Here is a 15,859-nt window from a genome sequence, read left to right on the forward strand (position 1 = left end):
TTCGTATGCTCTGGGCATGACCGACAGCAGCGCGCTTGATCCTGAGGACCGCAAGATCGTCACCCTGGCCCGTTCCGCGCGGGCGCGCAACGGGGTGCCCGAGGGGGCGGCCGTACGTGATGAGACCGGCCGTACGTATGTCGCGGGGAGCGTGGAGCTCGCCTCTCTGCGGTTGAGCGCGTTGCGTACCGCGGTGGCCATGGCGGTGGCGTCCGGGGCGAGGTCTCTGGAGGCGGCGGCCGTGGTGTCCGAGGCGGGGGAGGTGTCTTCGGAGGACCGGGCGGCGGTTCGGGACCTCGGTGGTCCGGAGACGCCGGTGCTGCTGGCGGGGCTCGACGGCACGCTCCGCCTGACGGTGACCGCGGGCTGAGCCGGAGCTCCCCGGCCCTGGGGCTCCGCCCCCGGCCCCGGTCTTGTTCGTCGGCCGCGGGCCGGTGGGGGTTGATCGCGCAGTTCCCCGCGCCCCTGGGGCCGGGGCTGCGCCCCGGATTCCCCGTCCGTCCTGGATTGTTTGGCTGCGGGTCGGTGGGGGCTGGGGAGTGTCAGAAGCCCAGTTTGCGGAGTTGGCGGGGGTCGCGTTGCCAGTCCTTGGCGACCTTTACGTGGAGGTCGAGGAAGACCGGCGTGCCCAGCAGCGCCTCGATCTGCTTGCGGGACTTGATGCCGACCTCCTTCAGGCGCTGGCCCTTCGGGCCGATGATGATGCCCTTCTGGCTGGGCCGCTCGATGTAGACGAAGGCGTGGATGTCGAGGAGGGGCTTGTCGGCCGGCCGGTCCTCGCGGGGGATCATCTCCTCGACGACGACGGCGATGGAGTGCGGCAGCTCGTCGCGCACACCCTCCAGCGCCGCCTCCCGGATCAGCTCCGCCACCATCACCTGCTCGGGCTCGTCGGTGAGGTCACCCTCCGGGTAGAGCGCCGGGCCCTCGGGAAGGAGCGGGACGATCAGGTCGGCCAGCAGGTCCACCTGCTCGTCGCCGACCGCCGAGACCGGCACGATCTCCGCCCACTCGAACCCCAGCTCCCGCCCGAGCTGATCGATCGCGATGAGCTGCTCGGCCAGCGTCTTGCTGTCGACGAGGTCGGTCTTCGTGACGATCGCGATCTTCGGCGTCTTCTTGATGGACGCCAGTTCCTTCGCGATGAAACGGTCACCCGGGCCGAGCTTCTCGTTCGCGGGGAGGCAGAAGCCGATGACGTCGACCTCGGCCCACGTCGTGCGCACGATGTCGTTCAGGCGCTCGCCCAGCAGCGTGCGCGGCTTGTGCAGGCCAGGGGTGTCGACCAGGATCAGCTGGGCGTCGGGGCGGTGCACGATGCCCCGTACCGTGTGCCGCGTCGTCTGCGGCTGGTTCGCGGTGATCGCCACCTTCTGGCCGACCAGAGCATTCGTGAGGGTGGACTTGCCCGCGTTGGGGCGGCCCACGAAGCAGGCGAAGCCGGCGCGGTGGGGTGCCCCCGAGGATTCCGGCGGCTCGGATGACTGGGTACGAACGCTCATGGCGCCCATTGTCCCTGATCCACAAGCCCTTGCCGTACGCCCACCGCCCTGTGACGCCCCCGCGGTGTCCCCGCGGAGGTCATGGGTCTGCGGGCGGACGAGGAACACGAGTACACCGGCTTGGACCTTACGGTGCACGCCGAGACCGCTTACGATCACGGGGTCCTGGGCCACGGTGCCCCGGTCTCGTCCTCCCTCCCCACCGCTCAGAAGGCCAAGGCCCAGGCATGAAGCTCATCACCGCGATCGTCAAGCCGTACCGCCTCGACGAGGTCAAGACCGCTCTCCAGGAACTCGGCGTGCACGGGCTGACCGTCACCGAGGCCAGTGGGTACGGGCGCCAGCGCGGCCACACCGAGGTGTACCGCGGGGCCGAGTACCAGGTCGATCTGGTGCCCAAGGTCCGGATCGAGGTCGTCGTCGAGGACGCGGACTCGGACGGCGCGATCGACGCGATCGTCAAGGCCGCGCGGACGGGGAAGATCGGGGACGGGAAGGTGTGGGCCGTGCCGGTCGAGACGGTCGTGCGGGTGCGGACGGGCGAGCGCGGCCCGGACGCCCTCTGAGCCTCCACCGTCCTGTCCGGCTCCGGCCTCCGCCGAGCCGCCACCGTCCTCGCGCGCTCCGGCCCCCGCCGAGCCGCCACCGTCCCGGCCCGCCCCGGCGCCCGCCGCGCCGCCACGGCCCGGTGCCGCCGCGGCGCGCCCTGAGCAGCAGCACGGTCCCTACGGCTCCCGCGCCCAGCAGCAGCGCCGCCAGCAGCCACGGCAGCGCGAGGAACGACGTGCTCGCCGACTGCCGGGTGCCCGGCGCGCTGGCCGTCAACGTCACGTCGCCCCAGTCGAGTTGGGGCGCCCCGTGCCACGGCTCGCTCAGCCGTACCCGCTGCCCGGGGAGCAGCTCCGAGGGGACCTTCGTGAGCCCCCGGGACAGCAGCGTACGGCCGAAGAGGCCCGCCGCCTTCAGCCGCACCCTCGGGTTCAGCGTCACGTTCCCGGTGTTGTGGAGGGTGTACGAGATGGTGGCCGTGCTGGAGCCCGTGCCGGGGACCAGCGGCTGGTGGTGGGTGAAGTGGACCTTCTCGACGGCGAGGGCGGGGAGGGCCGGTCCGCCGACCCGGAGGTAGACCCGGGCACCGACCGCCCGTTGCACCCCCATCGCGACCGCCGTTCCGTCGCCCGCCTCGACGCGTTCGTCGAGCGCCACCAGCGCGCCCGGATGGTCGCCCGGTTCGGCGTCCTCGGGCACGCGGAGCGTGAACGGCACGGTGACCGTCCGGTGGGCGGGGACGGTGACCCGGGACTTCGCGGGCCGCGCCCAGGCGCCCACGCCCCGCATCCGTTCCTTGACCGTCCGCACCGCGAACCCGCCGTCGCGCGCGGTGTTGTACGCGTCGGCCGCGTACAGCCGGAAGGCCAGTGGCTTCCCCGTCTTGTTGGCGACGACCATCTTGTCCTCGATGGTCTGCCCGGGATCGGCGGAGAGGTAGAAGTACGGGCGGGCCGAGACCCGCGACGAGACGGGGTACACGGACCAGCTGCCGTTGTCGGCGGCGTGCGCGGGCGTGGCCGGTGCGGCCAGGAACAGGCACGGGAGGATCAGGAGGATCAGGAGGAGGACGTACGGCTTGCGCATGGGTGCGGACCCCCGCGGACGTGATGGACCGGGCGAGGTGGACGGGCGGGTGCGCGCCCGGCCACCGAGGTGCCGAAGGTGCCAAAGGTGCGGACGGGACGGTCAGGTGAGCGTCAGCGTGAGCACACCCGAGTAGGAACCCGGCGGGGTGAACGCCGGTACGTCCAGCGAGAGCCCGGCGTCGACGGTGAACTCACCACCGGTGAACGCCCCGTTGGGGGTGGACGCCAGTGTCGCTCCCGAACCGCCCACCGCACCGGACGAACCGGCCTGGCAGGTGCTCGGGCTGCCCGCCTTGGTCGCGCAGGCGGGGGTCCAGCTCAGCTTCCCGGCATCGATCTTGGCGCCGGGACCGGTGAAGTCGGTGACCTTGCCGGTCAGGGACCAGCCCGCGGGTCCGCCGCGGAAGTCCTTGACGGTCACCGTCTGCAGGGCGCCGGTCGAGGCCCCGCCCTTGCCGAAGTCCACCGCCGACAGCTGGACGGCGTCCCCGGCCTGGGACATCGACAGGGTTCCCGCCTTCACCGTGGTGGTGAGTTTCTGGGAGCCCGCGGGGATCGGGGTGTCGTCGACGACCACGTACGCCGCCGGTCCCGCGCCCTTGCTGTCGCTCCAGCTCGCGCCCTCGTACGCCACCACACCGGTCGTCGTCTTGTCGTTGACGGCCAGTGTGCCGCTGATGGAGCCCTGCGCGTTCGCGGTCGCGGTGCCCGTGTCGGCGGTCTGGGTGGCCCCCGACCGTCCGGCGAGGGTGACGCTCGCGCCCGGGGTGAAGTTGCTGCCGGTGACGGTCACGCTGTCACCGGGCTTCCCGGAGGCCGAACCGAGCGAGATGGCACGGTTGTTGGTCTGGGTTCCGTCCGTCGCGGTGATCGTCTCGGATACCGGGGCGGGCGGGTTGGTGACCGTGCAGGGGGTGTCCAGCTCCAGGATGTAGCTGGTGTGGATGTTGTAGTCGCCGGGCGCGAGGGTGATGGCGCCCGGACTGGTGACGGTGAAGGTGCCGGTCATGCTGAACCCCGGGAAGGGCGCGTTGCCCGCCACCGGGTCGTTCCTCCTGGGGCCCACGACGGTGACGTCTCCCGTCTGTGCCCCGCCGAGAGCGACCTTTCCGCTGGGCGTCATGATGTCGGCGGGCAGGGCGAGGGCGGTCGGGTTGTTCGCGGCGGGCGTGACCACCTTGTACGTCACGGTGACGGTGTCACCGACCTTGGGACTGGGGTTGTCCACCGTGATGAGCGCGGTGGTGGTGCCGTCGATCGGCGGGATGCCCGCGATCGCCGGCGGGATGCAGTGCGTGGCGAAGTCCACGTTGTGTGCGTCCGCGGTCGAGGCGCCGGCCGGGGCGGCCAGCGCTCCTCCCGCGGTGACCGCCAGCGCGGCCGCCCCGAGCAGCGCCGCCCAGCGGCGTCTTCGGGTGGACGAACCCGTGGTTCCCCTGTGCGTTGCCATGTGCCCCCTCCTGAGGGATGTGGGCGCAGCGGCTCGTCTGCGCCGACAGGGGGCCATTGATGTGCGGGGCGTGCGAGAAGTCAATGGAGTGCAGAGACACTAACTGATGGGCCATCAGGTCGTGTCAAGGTCACGACCGGGCTCGTGCGTGGGCCGGCCTGGGTGTTCGGGGTGTTCGGGGTGTTCGGGCAGTACGAGGACCGGTGCCGCCGCGCGCAGGCGACACCGGTCTTCACGCGGGTGCTGTACCGGGGCTCAGCTGAAGACGAACGGGCCCGGTGACTGCGCCGCGCTCGCGGTACAGGTGATGGTGATGCCGAAGACCACCATCTTCAGGGAGCCGCCGAACGCGTCGAGGCTGTTGCCGGAGGCGACGGTGCCGCTGAGCGGACCGACGCTGACCCCGCCGCCCAGCGGAATGGCGGGATTCTTCGTGCCGGTGAAGGCGACGGTGCCGCCGCCGGCCTTCGCCATCGTCAATGTGGAGGCGATGGAGTCCTTCGACAGCGGGAGCGGGGAGGTGATCGCGGTGGAGCTGAGGGTGATGGTCGCGGCCGTGCCGGTCTGGGTGGCGGTCAGGGTGGCTGCGCCGCCCCCGCCGATCGTGCAGGTCGCGTTGATGGTCGCGGTCAGCGGGGTGACGGCCGCGGCGGTCGGCGCGAGGGCCAGGCCGGTCGCGGCGAGGGTGCCGGCGGTTAAGGCCGCGGCGATTCCGAACTGCTTGCGTCTCATCGGGTTCCCTTCCCTTGCGGGGAATTGCCATGTGGGGATGGAGGGACGGAACCGCCTGCTCAGAGGCCGGGGCCGGGCCGGGCACACGGACGCGTCACCGGTGAACGCCGGTGCGGGTGCGGAGAAATGTGTACACGGACCGTCCGCGAGCGGGGTGCGGGACGCCACGCGGCGGCGTATCTGACGGTCCGTCGGATGTTACGGCTCTATTGATGCGTGAGCGGCTCGGGATTGCAAGGGATGCCGGGCGGTTTTTTCAGCGGATTCTTGCGAGGAACCCCGGGACTTCAGCCCCGGGAGGAATCGCATCCCGTGGTCGCGGAGCGTCGCGGCATCGTCGCCTTCGGGTACGGGGTGCCCGTCATGGCTTCCAGCGGAGCGGGACAAAGCTCCGTGTCTCGCACGTGCGGTCGACTGGTCGCTTGATCGACTGACGGATATACGGACCTGGCTCGCTTGTACGACGCGGGCGTTAGGTTCGGGGGTGTGAAGCTGGTGGTGCGGGTCAAGCTGCTGCCGACGCCCATACAGGCGGCGGCACTTGAGGCGACTGTGACCGCGTGTAATGAGGCTGCCACCTGGGGCGCGCAGGTCGCGTTCGAACAGAACGCGCGCCGCCCGCTGGAGCTGCGCAAACACGCCTATCTCCCGATCCGGGAACGGTGGGGTCTTGGGGCGCAGGCCGCCCAGCACGCGATCAAGAAGACCTGTGACGCCTACACCACCTTGAAGGCGAACCTGCGGGCGGGCCGCTACGGCAGACCGGGATCCAAGCGGTTTGCACGGGCCGCGGGCAAGCCGGTCGCCTTCCGCCCGCAGGCGGCGCAGCCGTATGACGACCGGATGCTGTCCTGGCAGCACGGGCAGCGCACCGTCTCGATCTGGACCACGACGGGCCGGATGAAGAACCTGGCCTTCACCGGGCAGGCCGGGCAGCTGGCCGTGCTGGCCCGGCATCGCCAGGGCGAGTCCGACCTGGTCTGCCAGGACGGCACCTGGTATCTGATCGCGACCTGCGAGATCCCCGAAGCCGCCCCGAACGCCCACCCGGCCGCCTTCCTCGGCGTGGACCTGGGCATCGTGAACATCGCCGCCACGTCCGACGGCGAAAAACACTCCGGGCGCCGCATCAACCGGAAACGGGAACAGGACCGGAAACTGCGGCGCACGCTGCAACAGAAGAACACCAAGTCCGCGAAGCGGCGGGCCAAGAAGTACGCGGGACGCGAGGCCCGCCGCAACAAGGACATCAACCACAAGATTTCGAAACGGATCGTGGCGGAGGCTGAACGCACCGGTCGCGGAGTAGCCCTGGAAGACCTGAAGGGCATTCGCGAGCGGGCCCGGCTGAGAAAGCCCCAACGCACCACGCTCCACTCCTGGACCTTCGCGCAACTCGGCGCCTTCATCGTCTACAAGGCGAAGAGGGCCGGGGTGCCGGTGGTGTACGTGGATCCGGCATACACCAGCCAGGAATGCTCCCAATGTCATCACATCGAACGCGGCAACCGGCCCTCACAAGCCCGGTTCGCCTGCCGGTCCTGCGGATTCGTTGATCACGCGGACCGTAACTCGTCCCACAACATCGCCCACCGCGGGTGGATGGCGTGGGTCTGCGGGGTCCAGTCAGCGGCCCCTGAACTCACGCTCATCGCGTGAGTTCTGGACGCGGCCGGCCCCATCACCGCCAGTGATGGTCACGAGCTGCAAGCCCGGGAATCCATTCCCGGGTCGTTGACGGGTTGTCGAAAGTGGCCGAATTTCGTCCCCGGGCTCGGGGACAGGTTCTGGGTGCCCAGCATGCGCAGGAGTTGGAGGCGTTCGTAGGAGTCCGTGCCGGCGCGGGCCGTGTGGACGAGGAGAAGTTGGCTGTCGCCGGAGTTGAGGAGGATCTCGCAGTCCAGTTCCAGCAGGCCCACGGTGGGGTGCAACAAGCGCTTCGTCGCGGCGCGCCGTACGGTCACCTCGTGGGACTCCCAGAGGCGGGCGAACTCCTTGATCGCGGCGAGGAGTTCGACCACCGGACGAGCCAGGCCAGGGTCGCCCGGGCGGGCCGCGGTGACCACGCGGAGGTCGGCCACGTGGGAGCGGGCCAGATCGGGACGGTCCGCGGACCCGATTCCCAAGCCGATCTTGACGCACTACGGACCTGTCCCAACTGCTAGCACGCGTCCCGCAAGACCCGGAATCGGTCTTGATCACGTACGCGGCGAGACCGGGGGCGTCCGCGGTCCGAGTCGACCACGCACGGGCACGGGCTTCGCCAGCGGCCGGGGAAGCGAGCACGCAGTGGAGGTACCCAGCTTCCGCCCACAGACTCTCCGAGTCCCTCACGACGTCGAGCACCTCGACCACGCCGAGGAGGGCCCCACCGGAAGTTCCTCGGGACGCACCTCGACGTCGGGGATCTGGAGGGGGCTCTCGTCCCACGTCTTCCCCGCGTGGATCAGAAGTGGCCCCCTGGTATGTGGTGGTCCACGTCGGGTTCTTGATGTCCTTGACCATCCTGGACGATCAGGCTCGCGAACGGCACTCTGATCGTCAGCGCCCTGGCTGTGTCCACATGTCGATGGAGATGGATAAGCCCGGCCAGGGGGGAGACTGGCCGGTCTTCCGCTGTAGGGGCGCGCGTCACTCCTCGGGCTGTTCACGGCCTCTGACCACGCGTCACAATCGACGCGCCTGGGGGCAGACGCTGTCCAAGCACTCCGGGCACTCCGAGGCGTGATCGAAGTAGGCGCGGTACGCCGTCTGGTGCCGGACGAACTCGCCGTTGTTCACGACAGCTTGCATGTGCCCGGCGCGCCCGCTGCCGTATTCCCACCGCCGCTCAACCTTGCTCACGGCCACTCACCCCGGCTCCGCGCGTTGGCCATGGCCACGTCGCACGAGAGCTTCTCCGCCGCCGTGGCGGGCCTCAGAGGGCCCTGCGCGTCCCACTCGCGCCCGCCGCCGGGAGGCTTGAGCTGCCAGTACGGGCCAACGCCGTCCATGACCTGGCCGACCTTGCGCGTCGCCTCGTCCCACACCAGATCGCCGATCTCCGGCGTGTAGGCGCTCATGAGCACCCCCGCCGGACGGCATCGGCCAGCCGGAGCGCCATGTCGGTGCGCACCCGGCCGAGGATGACCAGGTTCAAGGAGAGCGACGCGTTGTCCGCGCCCAGGGAGGGCAGGACGATCCCCGCCGCCGTCAGTGCTTCCCGCAGAGTCTCGACGGCCGTCTCGGCGTCGGTGGTGTTCGGTTCCTGTGCTGTGACCATGGGCCCAGCGTCACGCCGGCTCGCTGGTGCAGCTAGCGCATATTCTCAACTATTCTTCAATTGGGCCGAGTTATTCATGGGCATTCTCTTGTGGTAGAGGGGAGACCGTAGCCGGGGAGCTGGACCGGACGCGAAGCTGATCGAAAACCCTACGAGAGAGGGCTGATCATGAGGCGACTGCGCTTCAACGGGACAGGCTCCGGCGAGGGAGGATGCCCGTCCGTCCACGAGGATCTCGACAGCCACGAAATCATCGTTCACGGGCCACCGCTCACCGACCCCGAGGACATCGCCCAGCTTCGGCACCTGGGCGCGGGCGAGGTGCCCATCGTCGTCCCGCGCGAACTGATCACTGACTGGGGGCCGAAGGACTTGACGCGCGAAGCGAAGATCATCGACCTGGACGCCTTCAACGGCCTCTTCGAGACCTTCAAGCACACCGCCTGGCGGCTGGAGACCCGGCGCCGGTACACGAGCGACGAAGGCACCGGCACCTACGCACAATTCGAGAGCGGCGAGGCGCCGACGTGGGACATGGACACGCCGTACTGCCGCACGATCCGGCGGCAGACCGAGGGCGGCGCGAGGGTTGAGCGAGTGCGCCTCGTCGATAGCCCCGCGACCGTCGGGCAGCGCTACCTCCTCGCGCACGCCGAGAAGAACGCCGCCCTCGGCGAGGACATCCGCAACCTCTCGCGCGACGACGCGAAGCGTCTCCAGCTCCCGGACGAGGATTTCTGGATCTTCGACTCGCGACTGGTCGCCCTCCTCAACTTCGACGCCGACGACAACTTGACGGACGTCGAATTGATCACCCAGCCGGATGAAGTGATCCGATACTCGATGGTGCGGGATGCCGCCTGGCATCACGCCGTCCCCTACGAGGAGTTCGCGGCAGACCTGGCCGCGAAGGAATGAGCGAGACCCGGTGAGCACCGACTTCCAGCAGGCGCGCGCGGCCCTCGGCGAACGTCTGAGGGAGCTGCGGGAGTCCGTCCCTGAAGGTCGGCTCACCGGTACCGGACTGGCCGAGCGCCTGGGCTGGACGCAGTCCAAGGTCAGCAAGCTGGAGACCGGGCGTCAGACCGCGACGGCCGAAGACCTGAAGGCGTGGGCCGAGGCGACCGGACGGCCAGAGTCGGCGGAGGAACTCCTCGCCCGTCTCCGGGGACTTGAGTCCCACGTCCGTAGCTGGAGACGGCAGCTCGCCTCCGGTCACAAGGTCGTCCAGGAGGCCCACAACGTCGCGCAGGCGAACTCAACGGTCCTGCGCGCCTGGGAGTCGAGCTGGGTTGTGGGAGTGCTCCAGACGCCGGACTATGCGCGCGCGATTCTCAGCCGCTTCGCCGAACTGCACCAGTCGCCACGCGACATCGAAGAGGGCGTGCGCTCCCGCATGAGGCGCCAAGAGGGCCTCTACGACAGCGGCAGGCGCTATCACATCCTGCTCTGGGAACCGGTCCTCCACTCCCTGATCTGCCCGCCCTCGGTGCTCGCCGGACAACTCGACCGCCTCGCTGGAGTCGTCGGCCTCGACACCGTGGAACTCGGAATCGTTCCCCTCTCCGCGTCTCTCAAGCTCCCGCCCGGCGGAGGCTTTTGGATCTACGACGACACTCAGGTGATCGTGGAGAACTGGCACGCGGAACTCTGGCTCGACGACGCTTCGAGCGTCTCGACCCACCTGAAGGTCTGGAAGACGCTGCGGGAGTCCGCCGTCATCGGCACCGACGCTCAGCACCTGATCAGCCAGGCACGCCGAGCCCTCAACATCACCTGACGCGCGCACGCCCCAGCCGGCCGCTCTCGCCCGCGGGGGCACGGGTGTGAGACGAGGCGACACGAGCCACTTCCTACCGCCACAATCCCGTGCATGACTGCTGCCCCTGACCCGTCCTGATGGGACAACTGGCTCAAGTTCACGCCTGGCTGGCCGGCGTTTCTCGTCACGCTCGGCACGGGGGCTACGCAAAGCCCTGAACCGGCGTAACCGGCTGGCTCTCGGGCCCGATGACGCCAAGGTGCGCGATGCGCTGACGACCACCCGCATCCGCCGCGAGCGGGGTCGCCCGCCTGGTCGGCCCACTACTCCGCGAGTTCCATGATCAGCACCGTCGCCGCCGTCCGGAACTTGGGGTCAGAGGGGGATTACCTTGACCCGCCGGCCACAGAGCTTCCTCATGTCGTCCGTGTCCGAGGTGAGGATCGCGACGGGACCGGGCTGGCGCAGGGCGGTTTCGGCGACGGTGGCGTCGATGGCGTATTTGTGGCCGTGCAGGCCTGCCTCCTTGAGGAGTTTTGCAGCGGCCTTGGCGGACTGCTCGGTGACGGGTTCGACCTTGATGCGCGACAGCAGCCAGTTCAGGCGGTGCATGTTCGTGCCGGCGTGGGTGACCTCGATGATCGTGTTGGCGCTGACGACGAGGTCCGTCTTCTTTCGCTGAGCGGCGTCCATGATCGCGCTGACCTTGCGATACTCCTCGATCCAGGCGGACAGCCCCTCGGAGTCGAGTATCAGGCCGACGGCACATTGGTCATGCCGCAAGATCGTTCGGTAGCGGATCCCCGTGCAGGAGCGTGTCGGCCTCGGCCCGCTCCTCATCGGCGAAGGCGCCGTGCTCGTCCTGGTAGCGGCGCAGTTCCTCGGCCAGGAGGTCATTGCGGATCTGGCGGGCGAACACCTCCGCCACATAACCGGAGATGTTGCCGGTGAGCCCGCGCGCCGCCTCCACGAGTTCCTCGGGCACCGCGATGGCGATCTTCTTGGTGGCCACACCTCGACCATGCCGGGATATGGCACTCGGTGTGCCGGTGTGCCGGTTTAGTCCACCCCCCTGATCCGCCCCACCAGCACCGCCCCCGCCAGTCCGATCACCGCGGCCACCAGGTACAGCACCCGGTAGCCGCCCAGATAGGTCACGATCGGCGCTGCCAGGGCCGGGGCGGCGACCTGGGGGAGGGCGTTGGCGACATTGATGACACCGAGATCCTTGCCGCGGTCCACGGCCTTGGGCAGGACGTCCGTCATCAGGGCGAAGTCGACCGAGGTGAAGACGCCGAAGCCGATGCCCAGGACCGCCGCCGCGACGATCGCGCCCGGCCAGGTCTGCCAGCCGGAGAGGACCGCCGTGGCCACCGCCATGAGCACCCCCGACCAGATCACGAAGGGCTTGCGGCGGCCCACCCGGTCCGACCACACTCCGCCGACCACGACCGTGGCGAGGAGGGTGACCCCGTTCACCGCCGTGAGGATCAGCACGCCGTTCTCGGGGTCGTCGTAGTGCAGCCGGTCCCGGAGGTAGTACAGGAGGTAGAGGAGGACCAGCGCGTTGCTGAGGTTGATCAGGAAGCGGGTCAGCCAGGCCCAGGCCAGGTCCGGGTGGCGGCGCGGGCTCAGCCAGAAGGAGGCGATGAACGCGCGCCAGGACCACACGGGACGGGCCGAGGCCGGCAGCCGCAGATCCTCGTAGCGCAGTACGTACGGCAACACGCCCACCAGCGTGAACACCGCGCACGCCGCATAGCCGCCGCCCACGCCCCCCGCCGCCGTCGCGAGGCCCGTGCCGCCCACCACGCCCAGGATCTGCGCCGCGCCCAGCCAGCCGCCCACGGAACCCCGCTGGAGCCGTGGCACCCGGTCGGGGACGGCCGCGGTGATCGCGGCGAAGGCGGCGTTCAGGGTGAGCTGGACCAGGCACCAGCCGGCCGCCATCGTCCAGATGCCGCCCGCGCCCGCCAGCAGCAACAGGGAGAGGGCGCCGCCCGCCGCACCCGCCACGATCCACGGCGTACGGCGGCCCCAGCGCGCCGTCGTCCGGTCGGACAGCGCGCCGAAGAGCGGGTTGGCGACCAGCGACACCACCGCGCCCGCCCCGGTGACCCACGCCAGCATCGTCTCCTTGGACATGCCGGTGCCGGGGGCGAAGTCCTCCGCCTGGGAGGCCAGCAGGATCTGCAGCGGGCCGTACCAGCCCACCCAGATGGCCCCGTTGGCGAGCGACAGCGCCGAGGTCCAGCCCCGGCCGACCCGTTCCACGGGCTCGGCGAGCGCCCCCACGGACACGGCGGGGTCCGCCGCCGTCATCCCCGCGCCCGCAGGGCGTCCCGCAGCCAGCCGTACGACGCCTTCGGGGTCCGCTCCAGCGTGTCGTAGTCGACGTGGACCAGACCGAAGCGCCGCGCGTACCCCTCGGCCCACTCGAAGTTGTCCAGCAACGACCACACGAAGTACCCGCGCACGTCCACGCCCTGTTCCAACGCCCGGTGCAGCGCCCGGACATGGCCGTCGAGGAAGGTGATCCGCTCCTGGTCGTCGATGCCCTCGTAACTGCAGCCGTTCTCGGTGATGACCACCGGCGGGAGCCGGTCCCCGTACCGCTCGCGGAAACCCACCAGCAGCTCGGTCAGCGCCTCGGGGACCACCGGCCAGCCGAAGTCCGTGACCGGGTAGCCCTCCAGTTCCCGGACGGAGAAGGGGAGTTCGGCGGGCAGGGTCAGTCCACTGAACTCGATCTCCGCGCCCTCGGGGGCACCCACCTTGGTCGGCTGGTAGTAGTTGATCCCGTACCAGTCCAGCGGCTCCGCGATGACCTTCAGGTCGGACTCGACGTCGCCCGGCATCAACTCGCCGATGCCCTGCGGGTATTGGCCCAGCAGCAGCGGGTCCGCGAACAGGCGGTTGAGGAGCAGGTCGTAGAAGTCGGCGGCCTCCACGTCCTCGGGCCGCTCGGAGGCCGCCCAGGTCGGGCCGTGCGAGTTGGCGATGCCGATGTCCGTGACACCGGCCGCGCGCAGGGCCCGTACGGCCAGACCGTGGGCGAGCAGTTGGTGGTGGGCCACCGGCAGGGCGTCGAACAGAAGCCGCTCGCCGGGGGCGTGGGCGCCGAGTGCGTGGCCCAGGAGGGTGTGTTCGGCGGGCTCGTTGAGGGTGATCCACTTCTTGACGCGGTCACCGAGGCGGGCGGCGACCGTGCCGGCGTACTCGGCGAAGCGCTCCGCGGTGTCCCGGTTCAGCCAGCCCCCTGCCTCCTGCGACTTCAGTGGGAGGTCCCAGTGGAAGAGGGTCGGTACGGGGCGGATGCCCGCCGTGACGAGTGCGTCCACCAGGCGGTCGTAGAAGTCGAGGCCGCCGGGGGAGTTCACCCGGGGCCAGGAGATCGAGAAGCGGTACGCGTCCACGCCGAGGTCGGCGAGGAGGGCCACGTCCTCGGGGTAGCGGTGGTAGTGGTCGCAGGCCACGTCGGCCGTGGAGCCGTCCTTGATGTGGCCGGGCCCGGCCGTGAACGCGTCCCATACCGAGGGGTCGCGCTCGTCCGCGGCTCCCTCGATCTGGTGGGCCGAGGTGGACACGCCCCAGAGGAAGCCGGGCGGGAACTGCGGTAGGGGGTTCGTCGCCATGCGCGCGATCATCCTTACCGGCAGTAAGGGAAGTCAACGGGTCGGTGTGAACCGGGAGTTACGGCTTCTGGTGGGGGCGCCTCGTCGGAGGGGTGGTGCGGTGTCGTGCGCGACTGCGGGCCGGTGGGGGCTGGTCGCGCCCACGCGGCGGAGCCGCATATGTCACAGCCCCGCGCCCCTGAAGGTCGCTACGCGCCCTCCTTCAGGACCCGCACGATCAGTTGGCGCTGTTCCTCCGTCAGTTTCGGGTCGGCGGCGTAGACCGTCTTTCCGTCCACCGTGATCTCGTAACTGAAGCCGTCGGGGACTCCGGCGGGGCGCGTGCCCCGGCCGGAGGCGATCGCCTGCTCGGCCAGGGCGTGCCACTCATGGGCATCGGACCGTCCCGAGGTGTCCACCTCGGCACGGCGCTCGATGCCCGCGAACCCGCCCGTGCGCCGCACCTGAATACGCATGGGTCCTGTCTAGTACGAGTCGGACGCCGAAGCTATGACGTCGGCACCCCGACCTGCTCCCAGGCCTTGGTGACGGACTGGAGTTCCTCACCCTCGCCGTACCGGCTCCTGGCCTGTGCGATCGTCAGCTGGGCGAAGTCGGTGAAGCTCGCCTGGGACTTGAGCTCGCCGCCGGTGAGGACGTCGTACCAGATCTGCCCGGCACGCTCCCAGGCGTGGCCGCCGAGGGCCTGGGCGACGAGGTAGAAGGCGTGGTTGGGGATGCCGGAGTTGATGTGGACGCCGCCGTTGTCGCGGCCGGTCCTCACATAGCCGTCCATCGTCGCGGGCTGCGGGTCCTTGCCGAGGACGTCGTCGTCGTAGGCGGTGCCCGGCGCCTTCATGGAGCGCAGCGCCATACCGGTGACGCGCGGGGCGAGGAGCCCCGCGCCGATCAGCCAGTCGGCGTCGGCGGCGGTCTGGCCGAGGGTGTACTGCTTGATCAGCGAGCCGAAGACGTCCGACATGGACTCGTTCAGGGCGCCCGGCTGGCCGAAGTAGGTGAGGTTCGCCGTGTACTGGGTGACGCCGTGGGTCAGCTCGTGGCCGATGACGTCGACCGGGATGGTGAAGTCGAGGAAGATCTCGCCGTCGCCGTCGCCGAACACCATCTGCTCGCCGTTCCAGAAGGCGTTGTTGTAGTCGACGTCGAAGTGCACGCTCGCGTCGAGGGGCAGGCCCTCGCCGTTGATCGAGTTGCGGGCGTACGCGCTCAGATAGAGGTCGAAGGTGGCGCCGAGACCGGCGTACGCGCGGTTGACCGTGGCGTCCTTGCCGGGCTTGTCGCCCTCGCCGCGGACCTTCTTGCCGGGCAGGTCCTGGTGGTGCCTGGCGTCGTAGATGGTGCGGTGCGGCTGGTCCGCGGGCGCGCCCTGGGGCGGGGCCACGGAGGGCGCGCCGATGACCGTGGTCAGCCGGCGGTGGGTGCGCTCGAAGGCGTCGCGCTCCAGGGTGCGGCGCGCGGGCCCGGCGAGCGCGGGGTCCTCGTGCTGGGCCAGCGTGTCGAGGACGTGGGGCGGCACGATGGTGCAGAAGACAGGCTCGAAGCCTGCCGGGTTCGCGGTCATGCCCGGCACCATTGCACTGAGTCACGTCGCTGTCACTACCGGCGACCAAGATCGTGTGAAATGCGGCGATAAGGAGCCCGTCGATCCGCTCTCCAGTGGTATGGGGGCTCACCCTGAGTGGCGTCCCGCACTTTTTGTCTGTTTTCTTCCTTATGTGCTTGCGATCCCGCATACTGATACAGCCCTCCGTACGGAGCGCGGCTCGACTAACATGCGGAGCATCATGCGTATCGGGCTGCTTCTCCTTAGCTGCCGCGGCGAGGGCCTGTAGTCGAGGCCGACCCCCTCCCCGCGGAGTTCGGCGTTGCGCCGTCGGCC

Annotated in this window: 19 protein-coding genes and 1 pseudogene; 6 read left to right on the plus strand and 14 right to left on the minus strand. The window is 69.8% G+C overall.

The genetic code is table 11. The features are described from left to right. Positions 1–16: 16 nt before the first annotated feature. A complete protein-coding gene (locus tag RV986_RS34975) occupies positions 17–370 on the plus strand; it encodes a cytidine deaminase (protein ID WP_475921193.1) in 354 nt (117 codons plus the stop codon). Positions 371–542: 172 nt separating this feature from the next. Here RV986_RS34975 and era read toward each other — a convergent pair whose 3' ends face one another. Then, positions 543–1,511 carry a GTPase Era gene (era, locus tag RV986_RS34980; protein WP_475921194.1) on the minus strand — a complete coding sequence of 323 codons (969 nt, stop codon included), beginning with the start codon at positions 1,509–1,511 and terminating at the stop codon, positions 543–545. Between the two features lie 66 nt (positions 1,512–1,577). Here era and RV986_RS34985 point away from each other — a divergent pair. Beyond that, a pseudogene (locus tag RV986_RS34985) lies at positions 1,578–1,733 on the plus strand (ammonium transporter); the annotation flags it as partial. Continuing rightward, positions 1,730–2,068: a P-II family nitrogen regulator gene (locus tag RV986_RS34990; protein WP_475921195.1), complete on the plus strand. Its 339-nt coding sequence runs from the start codon at positions 1,730–1,732 to the stop codon at positions 2,066–2,068. The pseudogene RV986_RS34985 and the gene RV986_RS34990, both read left to right, overlap by 4 nt. On the opposite strand, the gene RV986_RS34995 is transcribed toward RV986_RS34990, so the two are convergent. The 3 genes from RV986_RS34995 to RV986_RS35005 all read right to left on the minus strand — a co-directional run bounded on the left by RV986_RS34995 (position 1,962) and on the right by RV986_RS35005 (position 5,321). Next, the gene (locus RV986_RS34995) at positions 1,962–3,137 is read right to left on the minus strand and encodes a DUF916 domain-containing protein (RefSeq protein WP_475921196.1); all 1,176 of its coding nucleotides are present in this window, start codon (positions 3,135–3,137) and stop codon (positions 1,962–1,964) included. The two genes, RV986_RS34990 and RV986_RS34995, sit on opposite strands and share 107 nt — an antisense overlap. A 102-nt stretch (positions 3,138–3,239) precedes the next feature. Then, the gene (locus tag RV986_RS35000; protein WP_475921197.1) at positions 3,240–4,589 is read right to left on the minus strand and encodes a beta-xylosidase; all 1,350 of its coding nucleotides are present in this window, start codon (positions 4,587–4,589) and stop codon (positions 3,240–3,242) included. A 255-nt stretch (positions 4,590–4,844) separates the two neighbouring features. After that, positions 4,845–5,321 carry a hypothetical protein gene (locus RV986_RS35005; RefSeq protein ID WP_475921198.1) on the minus strand — a complete coding sequence of 159 codons (477 nt, stop codon included), beginning with the start codon at positions 5,319–5,321 and terminating at the stop codon, positions 4,845–4,847. Positions 5,322–5,807: 486 nt separating this feature from the next. Between RV986_RS35005 and RV986_RS35010 the strand changes: the two genes are divergently transcribed. Then, positions 5,808–6,980, plus strand: a complete 1,173-nt coding sequence (locus tag RV986_RS35010; RefSeq protein ID WP_475921199.1) for an RNA-guided endonuclease InsQ/TnpB family protein — start codon at positions 5,808–5,810, stop codon at positions 6,978–6,980. Between the two features lie 38 nt (positions 6,981–7,018). Here RV986_RS35010 and RV986_RS35015 read toward each other — a convergent pair whose 3' ends face one another. The 4 genes from RV986_RS35015 to RV986_RS35030 form a co-directional block, all read right to left on the minus strand. Beyond that, positions 7,019–7,447 carry an MmyB family transcriptional regulator gene (locus tag RV986_RS35015; RefSeq protein WP_475921200.1) on the minus strand — a complete coding sequence of 143 codons (429 nt, stop codon included), beginning with the start codon at positions 7,445–7,447 and terminating at the stop codon, positions 7,019–7,021. A gap of 541 nt (positions 7,448–7,988) precedes the next feature. Next, positions 7,989–8,165, minus strand: a complete 177-nt coding sequence (locus RV986_RS35020) for a hypothetical protein (RefSeq protein WP_475921201.1) — start codon at positions 8,163–8,165, stop codon at positions 7,989–7,991. Beyond that, complete coding sequence (locus RV986_RS35025) at positions 8,162–8,383, minus strand: hypothetical protein (RefSeq protein ID WP_475921202.1); 222 nt, start codon at positions 8,381–8,383, stop codon at positions 8,162–8,164. Before RV986_RS35025 ends, RV986_RS35020 begins: the two co-directional genes overlap by 4 nt. Beyond that, entirely contained in the window at positions 8,380–8,583 is a 204-nt protein-coding gene (locus RV986_RS35030; protein WP_475921203.1) for a hypothetical protein, read from the minus strand. Before RV986_RS35030 ends, RV986_RS35025 begins: the two co-directional genes overlap by 4 nt. Before the next feature lie 165 nt (positions 8,584–8,748). On the opposite strand from RV986_RS35030, the gene RV986_RS35035 reads away from it, so the two are divergent. Next, positions 8,749–9,501 (plus strand): DUF6879 family protein, encoded by a 753-nt coding sequence (locus RV986_RS35035; RefSeq protein WP_475924545.1) that lies wholly within the window; start codon positions 8,749–8,751, stop codon positions 9,499–9,501. Between the two features lie 10 nt (positions 9,502–9,511). After that, entirely contained in the window at positions 9,512–10,363 is an 852-nt protein-coding gene (locus RV986_RS35040; protein ID WP_475921204.1) for a helix-turn-helix domain-containing protein, read from the plus strand. Positions 10,364–10,720: 357 nt separating this feature from the next. Here RV986_RS35040 and RV986_RS35045 read toward each other — a convergent pair whose 3' ends face one another. The 6 genes from RV986_RS35045 to RV986_RS35070 form a co-directional block, all read right to left on the minus strand. Continuing rightward, the gene (locus RV986_RS35045; RefSeq protein WP_475921205.1) at positions 10,721–11,128 is read right to left on the minus strand and encodes a PIN domain-containing protein; all 408 of its coding nucleotides are present in this window, start codon (positions 11,126–11,128) and stop codon (positions 10,721–10,723) included. After that, positions 11,118–11,357, minus strand: coding sequence for a type II toxin-antitoxin system CcdA family antitoxin (locus RV986_RS35050; RefSeq protein WP_475921206.1), 240 nt, complete (start codon positions 11,355–11,357; stop codon positions 11,118–11,120). Before RV986_RS35050 ends, RV986_RS35045 begins: the two co-directional genes overlap by 11 nt. Positions 11,358–11,404: 47 nt before the next feature. Then, positions 11,405–12,667: an MFS transporter gene (locus RV986_RS35055; RefSeq protein WP_475921207.1), complete on the minus strand. Its 1,263-nt coding sequence runs from the start codon at positions 12,665–12,667 to the stop codon at positions 11,405–11,407. Continuing rightward, entirely contained in the window at positions 12,664–13,992 is a 1,329-nt protein-coding gene (locus RV986_RS35060; protein WP_475921208.1) for a GH1 family beta-glucosidase, read from the minus strand. The genes RV986_RS35055 and RV986_RS35060 overlap by 4 nt, the downstream gene beginning before the upstream one ends. Positions 13,993–14,168: 176 nt before the next feature. Beyond that, positions 14,169–14,435 carry a protealysin inhibitor emfourin gene (locus RV986_RS35065; protein ID WP_475921209.1) on the minus strand — a complete coding sequence of 89 codons (267 nt, stop codon included), beginning with the start codon at positions 14,433–14,435 and terminating at the stop codon, positions 14,169–14,171. Between the two features lie 32 nt (positions 14,436–14,467). Next, positions 14,468–15,541, minus strand: coding sequence for a M4 family metallopeptidase (locus tag RV986_RS35070; protein ID WP_475921210.1), 1,074 nt, complete (start codon positions 15,539–15,541; stop codon positions 14,468–14,470). Positions 15,542–15,859: the final 318 nt, after the last annotated feature.

The organism is Streptomyces sp. RLA012, assembly GCF_056270325.1.